This is a genomic window from Streptomyces sp. Q2 (assembly GCF_056820935.1).
Genome location: NZ_JBXEJE010000001.1, coordinates 38,278 through 58,329 on the forward strand (window position 1 = coordinate 38,278; position 20,052 = coordinate 58,329).

At 69.5% G+C, this 20,052-nt stretch carries 16 protein-coding genes; 7 read left to right on the forward strand and 9 right to left on the reverse strand.

What is annotated here, in order from left to right; genetic code table 11:
- The first annotated feature begins 8 nt into the window (after window positions 1-8).
- Window positions 9-953: an intradiol ring-cleavage dioxygenase gene (locus tag ACWBNA_RS00175; RefSeq protein WP_482700995.1), complete on the forward strand. Its 945-nt coding sequence runs from the start codon at window positions 9-11 to the stop codon at window positions 951-953.
- Between the two features lie 149 nt (window positions 954-1,102).
- Window positions 1,103-2,455 carry an MFS transporter gene (locus tag ACWBNA_RS00180; protein WP_482700997.1) on the forward strand — a complete coding sequence of 451 codons (1,353 nt, stop codon included), beginning with the start codon at window positions 1,103-1,105 and terminating at the stop codon, window positions 2,453-2,455.
- A 61-nt stretch (window positions 2,456-2,516) separates the two neighbouring features.
- On the opposite strand, the gene ACWBNA_RS00185 is transcribed toward ACWBNA_RS00180, so the two are convergent.
- The 3 genes from ACWBNA_RS00185 to ACWBNA_RS00195 all read right to left on the reverse strand — a co-directional run bounded on the left by ACWBNA_RS00185 (window position 2,517) and on the right by ACWBNA_RS00195 (window position 7,008).
- The gene (locus ACWBNA_RS00185) at window positions 2,517-5,714 is read right to left on the reverse strand and encodes an FG-GAP-like repeat-containing protein (protein WP_482700999.1); all 3,198 of its coding nucleotides are present in this window, start codon (window positions 5,712-5,714) and stop codon (window positions 2,517-2,519) included.
- 115 nt (window positions 5,715-5,829) lie between these two features.
- Complete coding sequence (locus ACWBNA_RS00190) at window positions 5,830-6,099, reverse strand: hypothetical protein (protein WP_383865590.1); 270 nt, start codon at window positions 6,097-6,099, stop codon at window positions 5,830-5,832.
- An 87-nt stretch (window positions 6,100-6,186) separates the two neighbouring features.
- A complete protein-coding gene (locus ACWBNA_RS00195) occupies window positions 6,187-7,008 on the reverse strand; it encodes a YsnF/AvaK domain-containing protein (protein WP_482701001.1) in 822 nt (273 codons plus the stop codon).
- A 245-nt stretch (window positions 7,009-7,253) separates the two neighbouring features.
- Here ACWBNA_RS00195 and ACWBNA_RS00200 point away from each other — a divergent pair, with 245 nt between their 5' ends.
- The 3 genes from ACWBNA_RS00200 to ACWBNA_RS00210 all read left to right on the forward strand — a co-directional run bounded on the left by ACWBNA_RS00200 (window position 7,254) and on the right by ACWBNA_RS00210 (window position 9,013).
- Entirely contained in the window at window positions 7,254-7,706 is a 453-nt protein-coding gene (locus ACWBNA_RS00200; protein WP_482701003.1) for a DUF4956 domain-containing protein, read from the forward strand.
- A 225-nt stretch (window positions 7,707-7,931) separates the two neighbouring features.
- On the forward strand, window positions 7,932-8,807 hold the full coding sequence (locus tag ACWBNA_RS00205) for a helix-turn-helix domain-containing protein (protein WP_482701005.1): 876 nt from the start codon (window positions 7,932-7,934) through the stop codon (window positions 8,805-8,807).
- Window positions 8,804-9,013: a DUF397 domain-containing protein gene (locus ACWBNA_RS00210; protein ID WP_482701007.1), complete on the forward strand. Its 210-nt coding sequence runs from the start codon at window positions 8,804-8,806 to the stop codon at window positions 9,011-9,013. Before ACWBNA_RS00205 ends, ACWBNA_RS00210 begins: the two co-directional genes overlap by 4 nt.
- A gap of 54 nt (window positions 9,014-9,067) precedes the next feature.
- Here ACWBNA_RS00210 and ACWBNA_RS00215 read toward each other — a convergent pair whose 3' ends face one another.
- Window positions 9,068-9,433, reverse strand: coding sequence for a PH domain-containing protein (locus ACWBNA_RS00215; RefSeq protein WP_482701009.1), 366 nt, complete (start codon window positions 9,431-9,433; stop codon window positions 9,068-9,070).
- Between the two features lie 204 nt (window positions 9,434-9,637).
- On the opposite strand from ACWBNA_RS00215, the gene ACWBNA_RS00220 reads away from it, so the two are divergent.
- Entirely contained in the window at window positions 9,638-10,981 is a 1,344-nt protein-coding gene (locus ACWBNA_RS00220; protein ID WP_482701011.1) for a pectate lyase family protein, read from the forward strand.
- A gap of 92 nt (window positions 10,982-11,073) precedes the next feature.
- Here the strand turns inward: ACWBNA_RS00220 and ACWBNA_RS00225 are convergent, their stop codons facing one another.
- From ACWBNA_RS00225 to ACWBNA_RS00240, 4 genes are all read right to left on the reverse strand, one after another.
- Complete coding sequence (locus tag ACWBNA_RS00225; RefSeq protein ID WP_482701013.1) at window positions 11,074-12,525, reverse strand: ATP-binding protein; 1,452 nt, start codon at window positions 12,523-12,525, stop codon at window positions 11,074-11,076.
- A 111-nt stretch (window positions 12,526-12,636) separates the two neighbouring features.
- Complete coding sequence (locus ACWBNA_RS00230; RefSeq protein WP_482701671.1) at window positions 12,637-13,113, reverse strand: hypothetical protein; 477 nt, start codon at window positions 13,111-13,113, stop codon at window positions 12,637-12,639.
- A 109-nt stretch (window positions 13,114-13,222) separates the two neighbouring features.
- On the reverse strand, window positions 13,223-14,839 hold the full coding sequence (gene metG, locus ACWBNA_RS00235) for a methionine--tRNA ligase (protein ID WP_482701015.1): 1,617 nt from the start codon (window positions 14,837-14,839) through the stop codon (window positions 13,223-13,225).
- A gap of 119 nt (window positions 14,840-14,958) precedes the next feature.
- Window positions 14,959-16,653: a VWA domain-containing protein gene (locus ACWBNA_RS00240; RefSeq protein WP_482701017.1), complete on the reverse strand. Its 1,695-nt coding sequence runs from the start codon at window positions 16,651-16,653 to the stop codon at window positions 14,959-14,961.
- 282 nt (window positions 16,654-16,935) lie between these two features.
- Between ACWBNA_RS00240 and ACWBNA_RS00245 the strand changes: the two genes are divergently transcribed.
- Entirely contained in the window at window positions 16,936-19,023 is a 2,088-nt protein-coding gene (locus ACWBNA_RS00245; RefSeq protein WP_482701019.1) for a PhoX family protein, read from the forward strand.
- Window positions 19,024-19,080: 57 nt separating this feature from the next.
- On the opposite strand, the gene ACWBNA_RS00250 is transcribed toward ACWBNA_RS00245, so the two are convergent.
- On the reverse strand, window positions 19,081-20,046 hold the full coding sequence (locus ACWBNA_RS00250) for an endonuclease/exonuclease/phosphatase family protein (protein ID WP_482701021.1): 966 nt from the start codon (window positions 20,044-20,046) through the stop codon (window positions 19,081-19,083).
- Between the last annotated feature and the right edge of the window lie 6 nt (window positions 20,047-20,052).

Consider the following 20,052-nt stretch of genomic DNA (forward strand, 5'->3'; position numbering starts at 1 on the left):
CCCTGCTCATGACGGGAAACCAGACAACCCAAGGGCCGAAACACAAGCAGGATCTGACGCGTCGTAAGGTCGTCGTGGCGGGTGGCGCGGCGGTGGCCGCCGTGGGCGTGGGCGGTGCCCTCGCCATGACGGCCTCCGCGGACGAGTCGACGGCGGGCGCGACCGCGACCTCGACCGTGTCCAGCACGTCGAGCAGCGCGGAGGTCTGCTACAAGCTCACCTCGGAGACCACCGAGGGCCCCTACTACATCGACGCCGACAAGATCCGCCGGGACACCACCGAGGACAAGGAGGGCATCCCGCTCACCCTCACCCTCAAGGTGATCGACTCCGAGACCTGCAAGCCGATCGGCAACGCCGCCGTCGACATCTGGCACTGTGACGCGCTGGGCATCTACTCCGGCTACGAGAGCCTGTCGACCGGCGGTGGCGGAACCGCTCCGACCGGCGCCCCCTCGGGCGAACCCACCGGCACCCCGACGGGCGAGCCGCCGTCGGGCGCACCGTCTGGCGGCCCCGGCGGCGGTGGCGGGGTTCACGAGGAGCCCACCGACGACGAGCGCTACCTGCGTGGCACCTGGAGGACGGACAAGCAGGGCCGGGTCACGTTCAAGACGATCTTCCCGGGTTGGTACCGCGGCCGCTGTGTCCACATCCACACCAAGGTGCATGTGGACGGCGAGTGGACGGACGCCGGTTACGAGGGCGGACACGCCTGCCACACCGGCCAGTTCTTCTTCGACGAGGCGTCGGTGCTCGCCTCCGCCGAGGTCGAGCCGTACTCCACCAGCACCACCGAGCGCACCACGCTCACCGAGGACACCATCTACGACCAGAGCGGCACCCAGGGTGGTCTCCTCAAGCTGAAGTACGACAAGAAGAACATCGCCAAGGGCGTCGTCGGCTCCATCACGGTGGGCGTAGCGCCGGACGAGACGAACGACGGCACCTGATCGCTGCCGCCCCGGGTCAATGGGTCGCGGTGTTCGCGTACATGAACATTTGCTCAACCCATTGACCCGGAAGATCGGCCTCCGTAACGTCCCCCAGTGCCCGCGTACGTGATTGCAGTTCACGTATGTGCACCACGAGGGAGACAACGATGTCAGAAGTCGTGTCAGAGGTCGTGACACCCGACGCCGAAAGCCGAGCAGTCGGCAAGTTCCTGCGTCGCATGCTGCCGATCCTGGTCCTGATGCTGCTGGTCAATCAGATGGACCGGACGAACGTCGGCTTCGTGCAGGACGAGTTGCGGGCCGATGTGGGGGTGAGTGCCACCGCGTACGGTCTCGGCGCCGGACTCTTCTTCATCGGGTACGCGCTGTTCGAGGTGCCGAGCAACATGCTCCTGGAGCGGTTCGGGGCCAGGGTCTGGCTCACCCGCATCATGATCACCTGGGGTCTGGTGATCGTGGCGATGTGCTTCATCCACAACGTCGCGGTGTTCTACGCCCTCCGTTTCCTCCTCGGCGTCGCGGAGGCCGGCTTCTTTCCCGGCGTGCTCCTCTACTTCACCCAGTGGCTGCCCGACTCCAGCCGGGGCCGGGCGAGCGCGATCTTCCTCGGCGGTTCGGCCACCGCGTACATCGTCACGGGACCGATCACCGGAGCCCTGCTGGAGCTGCACGGCGCGGGCGGATTCGCCGGCTGGCGCTGGATGTTCGCCCTGGAGGGCGCCTTCTCGATCCTCGTCGGGATCGTCGCCGGATTCTTCCTCGTCTCCCGCATCGAGGACGCCCGCTGGCTCACGCGCGAGGAGAAGGCGGCGCTGAGCGCGGCGGTCGACCGTGACAAGGAAGCCCGCAGCCGAGCCCCCCGGGTCTCGCGGCTCAAGCTCCTGTTCCACCCCCAGGTCGCCCTGCTGACCGGCGTCTTCTTCGCGATGGCGCTCACCGGCTACGCGATCACCTTCTGGCTGCCCAGCCTGGTCGACGACATCGGCGGGCTGTCGTCCTTCCAGGTCGGGCTGCTCACGGCCGTACCGTGGATCTGCGCCGTGATCGCGATGTACACGGTGAGCCACTTCACCGACGGCGCCCCGGACCGCCGCCCCTATCTGGCGATCGCCCTGGTCCTGTCGGCCGTGGGCACCTTCCTCGCCACTCTCGGCTCCCCGTGGTTCGGGCTCGCCGCCCTCACGCTCGCCGCGGTCGGCGGGAAGTGCGCGGCCACCCTGTACTGGCCGATGGCCCAGTCCGGACTCGACCTCAAGGTCGCGGCGCCCGGCCTGGCCGTGGTCAACTCCATCGGAAACCTGGGCGGTTTCGTCTCCCCCACGCTCTTCGGCTACCTCAAGGACACGACCGGCAGCACGAACGGCGGCCTGTACACGCTCTCCGCCGCGTCGCTCCTCGCGGTGATCGGGGTGGTCTTCATCAGGAACACCCGCGGGAGGTCCGACGCCCTGCCGCGGACCGCGCCGGAGACGAGCGCACAGCGGCCCGTCGTGTCCTGAGCAACGCGAAGGCGCCCGGGGTGAACCGCACCCCGGGCGCCCGCATTCACGAACTCACAGTTCACGAAAGCGACTTGTAGCCGCTCCAGCCGGTGGCGATGGTCGCCCGCGCCCCGAACGACCCCTTGCCGTCCCCGCTGTTGCGGAACAGGTTGCCGCCGCTGTCGCGGGAGACGATGTCGGCCTTGCCGTCGTCGGTGATGTCGCCGACGCCGACGATTACGTTGTACGAGCCGCCCCAGTTCGCGAACAGCTGGGTGCGGGCGCCGAAGGTGCCGTTGCCCTTGCCGTAGTAGCGGTACAGGGTGTTCGCCTTGTCCTGGGCGAGCAGGTCGCCGATGCCGTCGCCGTTGAGGTCGCCGACGCCCACGATCTTCTTGTACGTCTTCCAGTTGTCGTAGAGCTTCACGCGGGCGGACAGCTTGCCGGTGCTGGTGCCCTCGTAGAGGTAGACCGTGCCGGTGGACGTGTTGCGGGCGATCAGGTCCGGGCGGCCGTCGCCGCTGACGTCGCCGGGCGAGGTGAGGACGTCGTACTGGGTCCAGCCGCCGGTGGGGAGGGTCGTGTACGACGTCGACGGTGTGACCGCCTTGCCGCAGCCCGGCTTGTACAGGCGCAGGGCGCCGCTGCCGTACCGCACCAGGACGTCGTTGCAGCGGTCGCCGCTCAGGTCCCCGAAGGGGATCGCCTTGACCGAGGTCGCCCACCCCGTGCCGGTGTACTTGGAGTTGACCTTGCCCGTTCCGGTGCCGCTGTGGAAGGTCAGGCCGCCGGAGGAGTTCAGGGTGAGCAGGTCGCCGCGGCCGTCCGGGCCGTCGGGGCTGGTGAAGTCGCGCGGTACCGGCGCGCCCCGGGTCAGGAAGCCCTCGCCGGACTTCACCGTGACCGGGACCGAGGTGCCCAGACCGGTTGCCTTCAGCGTCCAGGTGAACCAGCCGTTGGCGAAGTAGGCGCCGTTCGCCGTCTTGCCGTTCCAGTTCGCCGACACCCAGGCCGAGGCCGCCGCGCCGGTGATCGTGCGGGTCGTCCTGCCGGTCGCACCGCTCTGGACCGAGGTGAAGGTGAGGGACCAGGACGTGACGGGGCGGGACAGGAGCCACCGGCCGGCCCAGGCGGTGGACGAGGAGGTCGGTGAGACGTAGCCGGCGGCGTCCGTCTCGAAGGCCGTCGGCGCGGACGGCGTGACGCCGGTCGTGGCGATGTGCGTCTGCTCGAACGAGTCGAACCAGGCGACCAGGCCCGTGTACTCGTCGACCGTCCACCGGTAGCGGCGGTCCACGGCGAGGCCGCTGTCGGGCAGGCCGGAGGCGATCACGCGGGTGGTGCCGGTGGCCGCGTCGGTGAGGATGAGCCGGTCGCCCTCGTGGTCGTGGCGGACGGTGAAGCCGTCGCCGAGCAGCACGTCACCGGGCTGCACGGCGACCGACGTACCGGCCCTGGTGTCGTACACGCCCGCCGAGGCCGTCCCGCAGGACCAGTAGACCCAGCGGCCCGCGGCCTGGAGCTCGCTCGGCACGCAGCCGAGCGAGGGGACCGTCACCGTGGCGAGGGTCTTGTCCTCGCTGAGGCTGTAGGAGGTGAGCTTGCCGGTGTCGGCGGCACTCCACAGCGTGGAGCCGTTCAGGGCGGCGGCGCGTATCGAGCGCTTCAGCTTCTGCCCCTGGTTGAACTCTCCGACGTACTGCGCCGGGGTGGCGCCGCCGGAGTTGTAGACGGCGTAGTCGTCGGAGACGTCGACGATGGAGCCGCCCTCGGTGTGGAACTCCAGGGGGTTGTTGCCGATGGACATCAGCCGGTCGGCGTTCTCCAGCCCGCTGCCGCCCTCGTCGCCGTCGGAGTACGTGTTGAGGTAGACGTCCCTGGGGCCGTCGCCGTAGTTGGCCCACATCGCCGAGCAGGTCGTGTTCGCGTACGGGCACGTCGGGTAGACCGAAGAGCTTTCCGTGGCGGCGGACGCGGTCAGCTCGGTGCCGCCGTTCGTGGTGAGCGTACGGACGGAGGTGGTGTCCGAGCCGCCGTTCGGGTTGTCCTCGGCGACGCGCAGGCTGCCGCGGCTGAGCGCGAGCCCGGTCTTGTCGTTCTCGTACGGCGGCACCTTGGACAGCTTCCTCAGCTGCGGGGCGCCGTCGGGGCCCACGGACACGCGCTGCACCCACCAGTCGGCCGCGGTGGTGCCGCCGGTGACGAGGGCGCCGCCGTCGGGGGTCGCCAGCGGGGTGCCGTACGAGGCGGTCAGCAGGGTCTTGGTGGTGCCGTCGGTCAGGGAGACGGCCTTGACGCCGGGGGCGCCGGTCAGAACCAGCCAGTTGCCGACCAGGACGGGAACGGGGGAGACGGTGGTCTCCTCGCCGGCCACCGGGACCGTCTCCTCGGCGGTGAGGTCGGCGCGCGGCTTGAGGTGCAGTCCGGCGGCCTGCGTGTACCAGCCGACGCGGTCGTCGGTGAGGACGAGTTCCGGCAGCGCCTCAAGGCCGGTGAAGACCGGGGTGAGCTGCGTGGTGGCGAAGTCGAGGTAACTGACGGTGTACGACGACAGGTCGCCGTTCTCGTCGCGGACACGGTAGGCCAGCAGGGAGCCGTTCGCGTCGCCGGTGCGCGCGGACACGCCGGCCCCGTCGGCCGGGAAGCCGGTGACGACACGGTCGCGCTGCTTACCGTCGACGAGGTCGACGAGGTGCAGCCAGTAGCCCTCCAGCGTTGTGCCGTCGACGACGCCGTTCGACTCGACCGTGACGGTCGTCTCGCCGTACGTACCCACGCGGCCGGCCGACTGCCTCAGATCGACGGTCCGCAGGGCGCTGCCGTCCGGGCTCCACAGCGACACCGGGTCGCCGTAGGTGCGGTCCGGCAGCGCCACCGTGTCGGCGCCCTGCCCGAACACGCCCGAGGCGCAGCGCAGGGAGATGTCCCAGCAACTGGTGGTGGTCGGCTTGTAGACCCCGGACGGTCCCTCGACGGTGACGGTGCTGCCGTCCTCGTAGTCCGTCCAGAGCAGGCCCCCGACCGCCGCCTGCCGGTGCAGGAAGCCGGTCTCGCCCGCCGCCAGCAGCCGGTCGCTGCGCCGCGTCTCGATGCGCGGGTCGTCCAGGACGATCTCGGCGGTGCCGGCCGCGGCGGTGGCGGCCGTTGTGGCGGCTTGAGCGGCGCCGCCGCCGTCCTCCGTACCGGAGAACAAAGTGATGGATCCGGCCGCCACGGCGACCGCGAGCGCGGAGACGAGAGCGGCACGACCGCCCCGTCTCGGGGCGTGTCTGCCCACGTGAAGTTCCCTCCCCCGCGAGGGCCCCCGCCCTCGCACAAGTGGCCGGATGCTATCAGGGGGCGGGGGCGTGTCCGCGCAGGTGAAGGGGCAGGGCGGGTGCTGAACGCCTGGTCTAGGCGGCGACGCGGGTGACGCCGAAGATCAGGGTGCGGCGACCGACGTCGTAGTGGACGGTCCCGGTGGTCTTCAGCAGGTCGTCCAGGACATCGGCGTCGTCGACGTCGACGGTCAGCACTTCCTCCCAGGCGCCCTCGTCGAGCACGAGCTGCAGGGTGAACGTGCCGCGTGCGCCCGCGTCGCCGGCGACCCAGCTGAACTGGTAGTGGCTGAGCTGACGGACCTTGATGCTTTCGTCCGTGAGGGGCTGGCTGATGGTGCCCATGACGTCCTCCTCATGCGCTGATCAACGAGATCCTGCGGTGCGTGTCGGGGCGGGTCCGGCGGGACCAGCGGGTCCAGGAGGATCCCGTCATCGGTCACCCTGGCCGGTCTCGGTCTCGGTCTCGTCAGTGCGATCGATCTCGATCCGCTCCTTGCGGACCTCGCCATGAACGGTTTCCTCCTCGGTACGCTCCTCGGTACTCAGCCGGACGCGTTCGACGGGAACGGCCTCCGTCTGAACGACGGGGCGCTCTTCGTGGAGGGTCACCTCGTGCTCGGCCTCGGAGATGTCGGAGCCGGACATGGCCGCGTCCCGGTTGGCGTCGGTGATCGGCTCGCGCTCGACGCGGACTTCTTCGTGGCGCACGGGAACGGTCTGCTGGACCTCCTCGGTGACCACGTACTTGCGCAGGCGTGCCCGGCCAGTCTCTCGGCGTTCGACACCGACGTGCATCTGCTCCTCGGAGCGCGTCATCGCGTCGTCGCCGCCAGGCCGTGTCCCGGTAGCGGTCCTGGCCTGCCCGGTGGTGTCGGTTCCGGTGCGTGCCCGGCCGCCTTCGTGGGGCTGCTCGGCCTGCTGCCAAGCGGTGTCCCAGTCGATGCCGTAGTGCTCGTAGAGGCGGTGTTCTTCCTGTTCGGACAGATGTCCGCCGGCGTCGACGTCGACGTTCGGCGCGTCCTTGACCGTGTCCCTGGCGTAGGGCACCTCCAGGTGGTCCTCCACCACGGTCCCGTCGTGGATCGGCACGAACGACTCGCTGGTGCCGAACAGGCCGGTCTTCACGCTCACCCATTCGGGCTCACCGGTCACGTCGTCCAAGAAGACGTGCTTGGCTTCACCGATCTTGTTGCCTGCCACGTCGTGGACGGGGTGATCCAGAACGGTGGATATCTGGTCGCGAGTGATCATTGGCGCTCTCCTTGCTCCTGTCGTTCCCTACGCGTAACCACTCGCTGCCACGGCAAAAGCGGAAAATCACGAAAAAGTGGAAATGTTCCAACAAGCCGGGAGGCCGCACGCTCACCGCCGGTCGCCGGTCGCCGGTCGCCGGTCGCCGGTCGCCGGTCGCGATCAGCGTGTGCCGCCGGACATTAGGAACGCCCTTTTAAGGCAGCTCACAGACGCTTCACAGAAGCCTCCCCGACTGTCGTCCCATGACCTCAACGGCCGTGAACCAACTGGTGTTGGTCGCCTGCGACCTCGTCGCAGTCTCCGTACTCACCTTCGGCGTCTTCTTCCCGCGTCACCACCGCCGGGACCTCGTCGCCGCGTTCCTCGGTGTCAAGATCGGCGTGCTCTCCGTGGCGATGACGCTCAATTCCACGTCGGTCGGGATCGGCTTAGGGATGGGCCTGTTCGGGGTGCTGTCGATCATCCGGCTGCGGTCGTACGAGATCGCCCAGCACGAGATCGCGTACTACTTCTCCGCCCTGGCGATCGGACTGCTCGGCGGACTGCCGCAACACGCGACCGTGCTGACCACCGCGCTGACTCTGCTGATCGTCGGCACGATGTACGTCGGCGACCACCCCGCCTGTTCGCCCGGCACCGCACGCGCGTCCGCCGCGTTCTCTTCGGTACGGCGGGAGGCGGGAGCTGAGCCATAAGGCGTGGGCGGCAGCAGGACGCTGAAGTGACAGGGGAGGGTGTCGGGTTGGGTGGACTTTTCCTTGTTCACATCACTGAGCGTGGCCGTGCGTGCTTACCGTGAACAGTGACGACGCCGATGCGTACGGTGACCGTCCGGAGCTTGTCCGCTGATGTCCGGGCTGTCGGTACCGGCCGCAGGGGTACGTGCGTTGCGGCACGGAGGTACGACGGAGGGGTGCGGCATGTCGGTGGACGGCGAGGTGCGACGGCTCAAGAGCGAGGCGGACGAGCCGGGTTGGGAGGTCGACCCGGACGACGACTGGGGCGTGGCCGTCGTCGCGACCGTGGGGCGGCAGCTCAGGCTGCGGCGGGAGGCGGTGGGGATGCGGGCCGCCGAGTTCGGGGCGGCGGTGGGGTACGGGGAGGACCTGGTCTACAAGATCGAGGGCGGCAAGCGGATCCCTCGGGGCGAGTATCTGGACAGGGCGGACGAGGTGTTGGGGGCGGGTGGGTTGCTCTCGGCGATGAAGGAGGATGTGGCGAAGGTCCGGTATCCGAAGCAGGTACGGGACTTGGCGCAGATGGAGGCCAGATCGGTTGAGCTGGGCGTATACGTCGGGCTCAGCATCCACGGCTTGTTGCAGACGCCTGAACATGCGCGAGCCCTGTTCGAGGCCTGGCAGCCCGCGTACTCGCCCGAGGAGGTGGAGCGCATGGTGACCGCTCGTATGGCGCGGCAGGCCATCTTCGAGCGCTCGCCTGCACCCGCGCTGAGCTTCGTCCAGGAAGAGGCGACACTCCGCCGTCCCGTCGGAGGCACAATGGTGTGGCGTCAGCAGCTCGAACATCTGCTGGAGGTGGGGCGGTTGCGCAACGTCACGCTTCAGGTGATGCCAACGAACGCGGAGGCTCACCCAGGGCTCGACGGGAAGATCGAAGTGCTGAAGTTCGCGGACGGCACAGCGGTGGGCCGCTCCGACGGTGCATACAGCGGCCGGCCGACCTCCGATCCGAAGCAGTTGCGGATCCTGGAGCTGCGGTATGGCACCATCCGGGCCCAGGCTCTTACCCCACGGGAGTCGCTGGGCTTCATTGAGCAACTGCTGGGAGAGACATGATCCGCAAGGCTTCTGCCGTAGACAGCTCCGAGCTGGAGTGGTTCAAGAGCAGCTACAGCGACGGCCCTGACGGCAACTCCTGCGTCGAGATTGCCCTAGCCCCCGGCGCGGTGCACGTCCGCGACTCCAAGACCACGGGCGGGCCTCAGCTCGCGCTCGCGCCGGAAGCATGGGCGGGCTTTGTGGCGTACGCCTTGGAGAGCTGATCTCTCAACCGACAGCGCCAACCTTCTGGTTGAGCCTCGGCTCCCTCCGCATTCCTACTTCGTCACGAACTGCGTGAGGATCGCCTGCACCTCGTAGATGTCGACGCCCTTGGTGAAGGTCTTCTGGATCGGGACGGAGTTGCCCGAGACCCAGATCTTCAGCTCGGCGTCGAGGTCGAAGGCGCCGGCGGTTTCCACCGCGAAGTGGGTGATGCTGCGGAAGGGGATGGAGTGGTACTCCACCTTTTTTCCGGTGATGCCCTGCTTGTCGACCAGGAGCAGGCGGCGGTCGGTGAACAGGATGACGTCGCGCACCAGCTGGTACGCGGCCTGCACCTGCTCACCGGCGCCCAGCAGACGCGCGTAGTCCTGCTGCGCCTGGCCCGGGTCGACGGTGTGCGCGTTTCCGAACATGCCCATGGTGGATCCCCCCACTCGATCGGCTCATGTGCCCGGGTGCGTTCCGTTACGCCCCGGCTTCACGTGATCTTCGTATTGTGTACCGTCTGGTGGGTAAGTGTGTACAGGGGTGTGGGAGAAGTGATCGTGAGCGGCAACCCTTCCGGGGTCTGCGGCCACTGACGGGGTGACAGTACGTTCCACCACCCGTAAGGAACCTCCCTCGTGGCATCCCCCTCCCACCGTCGGTCCCTCCGCAAGCGGCGCACCCTCGTCGTCTCCGCCGCCGCCGTCGCGGCCGCCGCCCTCGGCACCTCCTTATTCGTGATGAACGCGAATGCCGAAGCCGTCGACCTGTTCCACCAGACGCTCGCGGCGAAGGACGGCTGGGCGTCCTCCGGCACCGGCACGACGGGTGGCGCCAAGGCGGACGCCGCGCACACCTTCACCGTCAGCACGCGTGCGGAGCTGGTGAAGGCGCTCGGTTCCGCCTCCGACACCACGCCGCGGATCATCAAGGTCAAGGGCACGATCGACGCCAACACCGACGACGCGGGCAAGAAGCTGACCTGTGCGAACTACGCGTCGGGCACCGGCTACTCGCTCTCCGCGTACCTGAAGGCGTTCGACCCGGCGACGTACGGCACCTCGAAGCTGCCCTCCGGCACCCAGGAGAGCGCCCGCGCCGCCGCCCAGTCCAAGCAGGCGAAGAACATCGTCTTCAAGGTGCCCGCCAACACCAGCATCGTGGGTGTGCCCGGCACGAAGGCCGGGATCAGCGGCGGCATGCTCCAGATCCAGAACGTGGACAACGTCATCGTCCGCAACCTCACCTTCGCCGCCACCGAGGACTGCTTCCCGCAGTGGGACCCGACCGACGGCGACGACGGCAACTGGAACTCGAACTACGACTCGGTCACCCTGCGCGGGGCGACCCACGTCTGGGCCGACCACAACACGTTCACGGACGCGCCGCACTTCGACAGCGCCAACCCGAAGTACTACGGCCGCGAGTACCAGATCCACGACGGCGCCCTCGACATCACCAAGGGCTCCGACCTCGTGACCGTCTCGCGCAACCAGTTCACCAACCACGACAAGACGATGCTGATCGGCAGCAGCGACACCGACAGCGTCGGCAAGCTGCGCGTCTCCATCCACCACAACGTGTGGAAGGGCATCATCCAGCGCGCCCCGCTGGCCCGCATCGGCCAGATCCACATCTACAACAACGTCTACGACACGACGACGCTGAACGGCTACGCGCCGCAGTACAGCATCAACTCCCGCGCCAAGGCCCAGGTTGTCGCGGAGAACAACCACTGGAAGGTCCCGGCCGGCGGCAAGGTCGCCAAGCTGCTCAGCGGCGACGGCACGGGATCGGTCGCGGGCGGCGGCAACCTCGTCAACGGCACGGCGACGGATGTCGTCGCCGCGTACAACGCCGCGAGCTCGAAGAAGCTGAAGACGACGGTGAACTGGACGCCGTCGCTCACGGCGGGGCTGGAGACCTCGGCGAAGAACCTGCTGACGTCGCTGGCGACGACGACGGGGGCCGGGGTGCTGTAGGGCACCGCCGAGTGCAGGGGGCTGGGAAGCGGTTGGCTTCCCGGTCCCTTTCTCTCTGCTGTGGCCCGACTTCCTCGTCCGGGGCCGAGAGGTCAGCCAGGCCAGGCAGAGACCACGTCCCCCGCCCCCCACATGAGCCCGACAGCGTCCTCGGTCACCGCCCCGGTCGTGCCCGAGAGCGAGACGACGGCGAGACCGGTGGTTCCCGGTGTGAAGCCGGGGACCTGGGCGGCACCTTGCACGAGGGCGGTCAGGTCGTGCTGGTCGAAGGGGGAGGCGAGCCACTTCACGGAGCCCGCGAAGAAGACCGTGCCCGCCACGGGCGAGCGGTCGGCGCCGACGAGGTCGATCTCCGGTGAGAACTGCCGGTTCCACCAGCCGCCGACGACTTCCGTGTCCGGCCAGGGGAACTCCCCCGCCGCCGCGGCCAGTTCCAGCGCCTGACGGACCAGGGGTTCGACGGCCCGTCCCCGCCAAGCCGCCCACCGTCGCTCGACCACCCGGTACGCGGCCTCGGGTCGACCACGCCGGGACAGCTCCTGCGCGGAGCGCATCGCGGCGAGGTACAGACGCAGATTGCTGTCGGCCACGCGGTAGAGAGCCGGTTTGCCGGGTCGGGTGGAGAGCGGTGGGTCCGATGCGAGGGCCCGCTTCTCGTCGGTGAGGCGCCGCAACAGCGGGGACAGTACGCCGGAGGGCAGGGCGCCGCTCTGGCTGCCGGCTGTCGCGGCGATGTTCGCGTGCGTGCGGTCTCCGCTGCCCACCGCCTCAAGGACACGGCGTGCCTGGTCCGGCGCCGGGAACTCGGCCATGAGAGCCGCTTCCGGGACGCCGAAGAGGGGCGAGGCCGGATCGGCGCACTCGGTCTTGACGAAGTCGAGCGCCGGAGTGCCGTGCGGCCAGGCCCGGAGGATGCCGGGCAGTCCGCCGGACACCAGGTGGGCATCGATCGCGTCGGCCGCGTCCAGTCCGAGTGCGCTTCCCACCTCGGCCGGATTGAGCGGACCGAGCACGAAGGAGTCGGCCCGGCCGTAGAAGGGCCGGTCGTAGGCGGTGAACCGCTCCATCATGTGCAGATCACTGCCGAGCAGCAGCAGAAGTACGGGTCGATCGGACAGCAACCGGTCCCAGGCGGTCTGCAGCGCGCCGTCGAACACGGGGTCCTGTTCGGAGAGCCAGGGCAGTTCGTCCACTACGACGATGCTGGGCGAGGCGGGCAGCACGGCGGCGAGGGTACGGAAGGCGTCGGACCAGTTGGTGGGGGCGGTCGCGGGCACGAGTTCCGGGTCGGCGGGAAGAGAGGACTCACGAAGTTCCGCCATGAAGTCGGCGATGCCCTCCACGGGCGAAGCACCTTTGGTCGCGGTGAAGAAGACGTACGGTCGTCCGGCCCGGTCGCAGAACTCCTGCACGAGCCGTGACTTCCCGACCTGACGCCGTCCCCGCATGGCGACCGCGACCCCGGCGCCGTCGCCGGTGACACGAGCGAGACGCTTGTGAAGGAGGTCCAGCTCGGCTTGACGGCCTACGAAAGGGGTGGGCATGGCACCTCCGACCTTAGGTAGATTCATTCTACGTAGATTGATTCTATCTACCCTCAGCGCCCTGAGCTGCTTGGAGGTGACGCCTCGCCGCCCTCCTCCACCAGTTGCGGGTCAGGTGACGTACCGGCCGTCCCACGGTTCTGCGAATTCCAGGCGGTCCGGGTAGAGCTCGGCCCAGGACTCGTCGTCCTCCTCGCGGATCACCAGGCCGAAACGGACGCCGTCGACGGTGAGCTGGAAGGGGCGGACGGCTATGTCCGTGTAGGAGCGGCGCGGCAGACTGCGCAGGAGTTTCGCCAGGTGGATGCGGGCGCGGCCGAGGACCGAGTCGTTGCCGTGCGGGGCGCGCTGCTGGTCGGCCCAGGTGCCCGCGCACCAGATCTCCGAGTCGCGGTAGTGGCCGTCGGCGTCGAAGGTGTGCAGTGCCACGTAGAGGCGTTTGTGCTCTTCCCAGCCCTCGTCGGGACGGAAGCCCTCGGGGAAGGCGTACGTGATCGACGCCAGGAACTGGCCGTCCGCGTACCGGCCGATGGACTCGGTGTGACGCCTGGGCGCGTAGGCGATCGGAATGACCTCGGGTACTGCCATTGCCATGGCGGAAACCATACGGGTGGTCGGGGACATTCCGGCAGGGGGTAGGGGTACGGGCGAGGCCCGGGAAGCGGTGTGCTTCCCGGGCCCTGCGCCGATGGGCGCGCTACGCCGTCGGCTTCTCCTCCAGGCGCGGGAAGAGGACCGCGCCCTTGGTGACCGTCGTACCGGCCGGAAGCCTGCCCCACTCGCCGGCCTCCTGGACCTTCTGGTCCGCGAGGGCGCCGAGGGAGGTCCCGGCGCCGAGCGAGTCCCAGAGCTTCTGGGAGGTGTCCGGCATGACCGGGTTCAGGAGGACCGCGGCCGCGCGGAGCGACTCCGCGGCCGTGTAGAGGATCGTGGCCAGGCGGGCCTTGCCCTCGTCACTCGTGTCCTTCGCGACCTTCCACGGCTCCTGCTCCGTGATGTAGCCGTTGACCTGCTTGACGAAGTCGAAGACGGCCAGGATGCCGCCCTGGAAGTCCAGCTCCTCGCCGATCTTCCGGTCGGCTTCGACGACCGCCTTCGCCAGGCCGTCCTGGACCGCCTTCTCGGCCTCGCCGGACGCGGTCGCCTCGGGCAGGGCGCCGTCGAAGTACTTGCCGACCATGGCCGCGACGCGCGAGGCGAGGTTGCCGTAGTCGTTCGCCAGCTCGCTCGTGTAGCGGGCGGAGAAGTCCTCCCACGAGAAGGAGCCGTCCTGGCCGAAGGCGATCGCGCGCAGGAAGTACCAGCGGTACGCGTCCACGCCGAAGTGCGAGGTCAGGTCCTGCGGCTTGATGCCGGTCAGGTTGGACTTCGACATCTTCTCGCCGCCGACCATCAGCCAGCCGTTCGCGGCGATCTTGCCGGGCAGGGGCAGACCCTGTGCCATGAGCATCGCGGGCCAGATCACCGCGTGGAAACGGAGGATGTCCTTGCCGACCAGGTGGACGTCGGCCGGGAAGGTCTCCTCGAACTTCTGCTGGTTCTCGTTGTAACCGACCGCCGTGGCGTAGTTCAGCAGCGCGTCGATCCACACGTAGATCACGTGCTTCTGGTCCCACGGGATCGGGATGCCCCAGTCGAACGTCGAGCGGGAGATCGACAGGTCCTGCAGGCCCTGGCGGACGAAGTTCACGACCTCGTTGCGCGCGGACTCCGGCTGGATGAAGCCCGGGTTCGCCTCGTAGTGGGCGAGGAGCTTGTCGCCGTACTCGCTCAGCTTGAAGAAGTAGTTCTCCTCGCTGAGGATCTCCACCGGCTTCTTGTGGATCGGGCACAGCTTCTGACCCGCGAAGTCACCCTCGCCGTCGAGCAGCTCGCCCGGGAGCTTGTACTCCTCGCAGCCGACGCAGTACGGGCCCTCATAGCCGCCCTTGTAGATCTCGCCCTTGTCGTACAGGTCCTGGACGAACTCCTGGACGCGGTCCGTGTGCCGCTTCTGCGTGGTGCGGATGAAGTCGTCGTTCTCGATCTCCAGGTGCTCCCAGAGGGGCTTCCAGGCCTCCTCCACGAGCTTGTCGCACCACTCCTGCGGGGTCACCCCGTTCGCGTCCGCGGTACGCATGATCTTCTGACCGTGCTCGTCCGTGCCGGTGAGGTACCACACCTTCTCGCCGCGCTGACGGTGCCAGCGCGTGAGCACGTCCCCTGCGACGGTCGTGTAGGCGTGGCCCAGGTGAGGAGCGTCGTTGACGTAGTAAATGGGGGTCGAGACGTAGTACGCCTTCGCCCCCTGCTTCTCGGTTCCAGTGGCCGCCATGCCCGAAATCCTACTGGGCTCGCGAAGGTCGACTCACATGCGTTTCGGGGGGTGGACCGGAGATCCGGACCGGAGATCCGGGCCGGAGATCCGTCCACCCCCCCGAGGCGGCTGCGGGGCTACGGGCGCCAGGTGGCCAGTACGCCTTCGTAGAGCTCGGCGTCCGTGAGCTCGCGCGGGGTCGGGCCCGCGTGGAAGAAGGACGTGTTGCCCGTCTTCAGCTTGCGGAGGTAGTCGAAGGCCTTGTTGTCCTGCTCGCCGAAGGCGACGAAGGAGAAGAAGACCGTGGGGTGGTTCTTCGCGGCGTCCGTGAGGGACTGGGTGGCGGGGGTCTTGGCGTCGGGGGCGCCGTCCGTCTGGAAGACGACCAGAGCGGGGGTGCCGGGGGCTGCTTCCCGCGCGTGGTGGGTGACGACTGCCTCGACGGCGGCGTGGTAGCTGGTACGGCCCATGCGGCCGAGGCCGGCGTGCAGCTCGTCGATCTTGTTGTCGTGGTCGGTGAGGGTCAGCTCGCCGGTGCCGTCGAGTTCCGTCGAGAAGAAGACGACGTGGACCTTGGCCTCGGGGTCGAGGTGGGCGGCGAGGGCGAGGGTCTGCTCGCCGAGGGCCTGGGCGGAGCCGTCCTTGTAGTACGGGCGCATGGACGCGGAGCGGTCGAGGACGAGGTAGACCTTGGCACGGGTGCCGGTGAGGTTGCTGTCCTTGAGGGTGGTGTCGGCGGCCTCGTAGGCGGTGCGGAGGGTGGCGGGCACGGTGGCCTCGGCCTCGGCTTCGCCTTCGGCCTCGGTGTTCCCACCCGCACCACCCGTGCTGCTTTCGTCGTCGGCTGCGAGTGGCCCCTGTGGGGCTTCCTCGCCGTCGGCGGCCGGCGGTTCGGGGGTGGAGACCGGCTCGGGGGCCGAGGGCTCCTCCGCGACCGGCTCCGGCTGGGGCTCCGGCTCCGGCTCCGGGGACGCCTCCGGCTCGGGTTCGGGGCTGACCTCGGCGGTCGGCTCCGGCTCCGGCTCGACGATCGGCTCGGGCTCCGGCTCGGGGGTGACCTCCGCGGCCGGCTCGGGCTCGGGCTCCGGAGTGACCTCCGCGGCCGGCTCGGGCTCGGGCTCGGGAGTAACCTCCGCGACCGGCTCCGGCTCCTCGACGGCCACCGGTTCGGCGGCGGGCTCCGGCTCCGGGGCTGCCTCCACAACCGGCTCCGGCTCGGGAGTCGCCTCGGCGGTCGGCTCAGCGGCCGGCTCCGGCTCCGGCTCGATCACCGGCTCGGGCTCGGGCTCGGGAGTGGCCTTCGCGACCGGCTCCGGCTCCTCGGCGGCCTCGACGGCCGGCTCTTCGACGGCCACCGGTTCCGCGGCGGCTTCCGGCTCCGGCGTGACCTCCGCGACCGGCTCCGGCGTCTGCACCACCGGCTCCGGCGTCGGCTCCTCGGCGACCGGCGTCTGCACCACCGGCTCCGGCGTCGGCTCCTCGGCGACCGGCGTCTGCACCGGCTCCGGCGTCGGCTCCTCGGCGACCGGCGTCTCCGTCGATTCCGCCGGCTTCGGTACGGCCACCTTGTCGAAGGCCGCCGCGACGAGGTCGTGCTCGTCCTTCGTGGACAAAGTGGACTCGGTGGACGGTGTGGATGGTGTGGACGGCGTCGACGTGCGCGGTTCCGGGACCGTCGCCGTCGGCTGCGGGTCCGGGGTCGGCTCCGTTGCGGGGGCCGGTACCGTCGGCGCGGCCTCCTGCGAGGCAACCTCGGTTTCCTGCGAAGGGGCGGTGGTGTGCCCCTTGCGTGACCGGCCGAACGCGTTCCGCAGGAGAGTGAGAATGCCCATGTGCGCAACCCTTCGCATGAGTTGTAGCCCGTCAATCCCTGGCCAGGACGGACACGTAAGGTTAGCGGCCCCGGAAGGCGATCTTGGGCAGGGGCGGGTCACGCGAAGCAGGAGACGTCAAGAGGGCATATCAAGCCTTGACCCGCGCGTCCGCCCCCCGGCACCAACTGGCTTACCGCCACCTCGGGTTCACCCTCGGTTCACCGGCACGCCCCGCTCCCGCACAAGCGTGCCCCTAGCGTCCGTCACACCGGACCCAAGGGGAAGCAAGGGGAGAGCAAAGTGCGTATGCAGTTGCCGTTGATCAGGACCTCGAACGAGCACCCCGGGGGGCGCTCCGCCCTCACCTGCCGGTTCCGGTGTGGTGACGCCTGTTTCCACGAGGCGCCGAACACCTCCGCCAACCCGTACGTCGGTGACGTCATCGCCGGTGCGCTCAGCCGGCGGTCGATCATGCGGGCCGCGGCCGTCGTCACCGTGGCCGGTGCCGCGGGGACGGGGCTCGCCTCACCGGCCGCCGCGGCCGAAAACAGCGCAACCAGCGCAACCAGCGCAAAGGGCTCCACTTCGCGCAAACCCGGTGGTGCGAAGGGTGCCCGCGGCCTCCGCTTCACCGCCGTCGCGCCGAACACCGCCGATGTCGTGACCGTCCCGGACGGGTACCGGCAGAATCTCGTCATCCGCTGGGGCGAGCCCATCCTGCGCGGTGCGCCGGCCTTCGACCCGGAGAAGCAGACCGCCGCCGCCCAGGCCGGTCAGTTCGGGTACAACAACGACTTCCTCTCACTCCTCCCGCTGCCGGGTGAGCGGAACAGGCAGATCCTCGTCGCCAATCACGAGTACACCGACGAGGTGCTCATGTTCCGCGGCTACGACGCCGCCAACCCGACCCGCGAGCAGGTCGAGATCGCGTGGGCGGCCCACGGGCTGTCCGCCGTCGTCGTCGAGGGGGACCGCAGGAGCGGGAAGCTGTCCGCCGTCTCCCGGCATCCCCTGAACCGGCGGGTCACCGCCACCACCGAGTTCCGGCTCACCGGTCCCGTCGCCGGGTCCGACCTGGTGAAGACCTCCGTCGACCCGACCGGCACCAAGGTCCTGGGCACCCTCAACAACTGCTCGGGCGGCACGACCCCCTGGGGCACCACGCTCCACGGCGAGGAGAACTTCAACCAGTACTTCGCCAACGCGAGCCGGGCGACGGACAAGCGGTACGGCATCGGCACCGCGGCCTCCGAGCGCAAGTGGGAGCGGTTCGACAAGCGGTTCGACGTGGCCCAGGAGCCGAACGAGGTGCACCGCTTCGGGTACGTCGTCGAGCTCGACCCGTACGACCCCTCCTCCACGCCCCGCAAGCACACCGCCCTCGGCCGCTTCAAGCACGAGGGCGCGACCGTGCGGCTCACGGACGACGGCCGGCCGGTCGTCTACACCGGGGACGACGAGCGGTTCGACTACTTCTACAAGTTCGTCGGCAGCAAGCGGATGAGGAAGGGGGCCTCCCGTGCCGTGCGGGAGCACAACCTCTCGCTGCTCGACGAGGGGACGCTGTACGTCGCCAGGCTCACCGGCGACTCCCCCGCCATCGAGATCGACGGGACGGGCAAGCTGCCCGCCGACGGCGAGTTCGACGGCAGCGGCGAGTGGATCCCGCTGGCCACCGCCACCGCCGACGGGGCCGTCTCGCACGTGGACGGGATGAGCGCCGACGAGGTGTTCGTCTTCACCCGCCTCGCCGGGGACAAGGTCGGCGCCACCAAGATGGACCGGCCCGAGGACATCGAGCCGAACCCGCACTCCGGCAAGGTGTACGTCGCCCTCACCAACAACACCAACCGCGGTGTCGGCACGAACGCCCCGGCCGACGAGGCCAACCCGCGGACCGCCAACAAGCACGGACACGTCCTGGAGCTCACCGAGCGCCGGAACAGGGCCGACAGCACGAGGTTCGCCTGGACGCTCTTCCTCGTCGCCGGTGACCCGGAGGACCCCGCCACCTACTTCGCGGGATTCCCCAAGGACGACGTCAGCCCGATCTCCTGCCCGGACAACGTGGCCTTCGACCCGTACGGCAACCTGTGGATCTCCACCGACGGCGCCCAGCTCGGCTTCCACGACGGCCTCTTCGGCGTCGCCACGAAGGGAGAGCGGCGCGGTGAGCTCAAGCAGTTCCTGACCATGCCGGTCGGCGCCGAGACCTGCGGCCCGGTCATCCAGGACCGGCGGGTGCTCGTCTCCGTGCAGCACCCGGGCGAGATCAACGGCGCGTCCGTGGAGAAGCCGGCCAGCACCTGGCCGGACGGGCCGGGCAGGATCGTCCGCCCGGCGGTGGTGGCGGTGTGGCGCGCCGACGGCGACGACATCGGCGTCTGAGCACAGTCGTCTGCGGCGTCTGAGCAACGTTGTCTCCGCGCGAAGTCTTCGCCGTCTTCATCTCCGCTCGTGGAGCGTGACGTCGACGAGCAGTGCGCGGTGGTCGGTGTCGGCGAGGTCGAGGAAGCGGGTGTCGCGGGCGGCGAAGTCGCCGGAGACCAGCACGTGGTCGATCTGGGCGCCCAGCGCCGGGGTGGTCCCGGCCGTGCGGGCGGGCCAGGTGGGCGTGCGGTCGGAGCCGGCGAGGCGGGCCGCGTCGCGCAGGCCGGTGTCGAGGATGCGGCGGAAGGCGGCGTGGTCCTGGGAGGCGTTGAAGTCGCCGGCCAGGATGGTCGGGGTCCGTGGCCGGGCGGCGGCGAAGTCGCGCAGGGCGCCCAGCTCGCGCCGCCAGACCTCGACCTGGCCGGGCAGCGGGGGCATCGGGTGCGCGAGCTGGAGCCGTACGGCCCGCCCGCGCACGTCGGCGACGGCACCCGGCATGCCCATGGTGCCGGGGATGCTCTCGGTGCCCTTGAGGGGGAAGCGGCTGAGGAGGACCGACCCCGCCGATCCGCCGCCCTCGACGGCCTGTCGGTGCGGGTAGTCGGCGCCGAGGACCTGCTTCAGCTCCGCATCGCACGTGTACTCGCACTCCTGTACGAAAACGAGGTCCGGCCGCTCCTTGCGGACCGTGGCGACGAGGGAGTCGGTGGCCTGCCCGAACTCGATGTTCGAGGTCAGCACCCGCAAGGAGGCGACGGCCGCACCGCCGGGCTCGCTGCTCTTCCCGTACGGCTCCATGAACCACGCCAGCAGTCCGATGACGACGACCGCCCACACCACCCCGGTCCACCACCGGGCGAGCAGGGCGATCCCCAGCCCCAGCGCGGCGGGTGCGAGCAGCCACGGCAGGAAGGCGAGGAGCTGGGGGACGGGGGTGATCCCGTCGGTGTCGGCGACCCGGCACCCCACGACGACGCTCACCCCGGCGAACAGCGGCGCGGCGATCCAGATGCCGGGGCGGCGAGAGCGCTGTCGGGTCACCGTCCC

Excerpts from the sequence above, each read along its gene's own strand:
- ACWBNA_RS00190 (WP_383865590.1), bottom strand. The coding sequence starts at position 6,099 with ATGGGCACCATCAGCCAGCCCCTCACGGACGAAAGCATCAAGGTCCGT.
- ACWBNA_RS00205 (WP_482701005.1), top strand. The coding sequence starts at position 7,932 with ATGTCGGTGGACGGCGAGGTGCGACGGCTCAAGAGCGAGGCGGACGAG.
- ACWBNA_RS00225 (WP_482701013.1), bottom strand. The coding sequence starts at position 12,525 with ATGCCCACCCCTTTCGTAGGCCGTCAAGCCGAGCTGGACCTCCTTCAC.
- ACWBNA_RS00175 (WP_482700995.1), top strand. The coding sequence starts at position 9 with ATGACGGGAAACCAGACAACCCAAGGGCCGAAACACAAGCAGGATCTG.
- ACWBNA_RS00230 (WP_482701671.1), bottom strand. The coding sequence starts at position 13,113 with ATGGCAGTACCCGAGGTCATTCCGATCGCCTACGCGCCCAGGCGTCAC.
- ACWBNA_RS00240 (WP_482701017.1), bottom strand. The coding sequence starts at position 16,653 with ATGGGCATTCTCACTCTCCTGCGGAACGCGTTCGGCCGGTCACGCAAG.
- metG (WP_482701015.1), bottom strand. The coding sequence starts at position 14,839 with ATGGCGGCCACTGGAACCGAGAAGCAGGGGGCGAAGGCGTACTACGTC.
- ACWBNA_RS00180 (WP_482700997.1), top strand. The coding sequence starts at position 1,103 with ATGTCAGAAGTCGTGTCAGAGGTCGTGACACCCGACGCCGAAAGCCGA.
- ACWBNA_RS00200 (WP_482701003.1), top strand. The coding sequence starts at position 7,254 with ATGACCTCAACGGCCGTGAACCAACTGGTGTTGGTCGCCTGCGACCTC.
- ACWBNA_RS00195 (WP_482701001.1), bottom strand. The coding sequence starts at position 7,008 with ATGATCACTCGCGACCAGATATCCACCGTTCTGGATCACCCCGTCCAC.
- ACWBNA_RS00215 (WP_482701009.1), bottom strand. The coding sequence starts at position 9,433 with ATGGGCATGTTCGGAAACGCGCACACCGTCGACCCGGGCCAGGCGCAG.
- ACWBNA_RS00210 (WP_482701007.1), top strand. The coding sequence starts at position 8,804 with ATGATCCGCAAGGCTTCTGCCGTAGACAGCTCCGAGCTGGAGTGGTTC.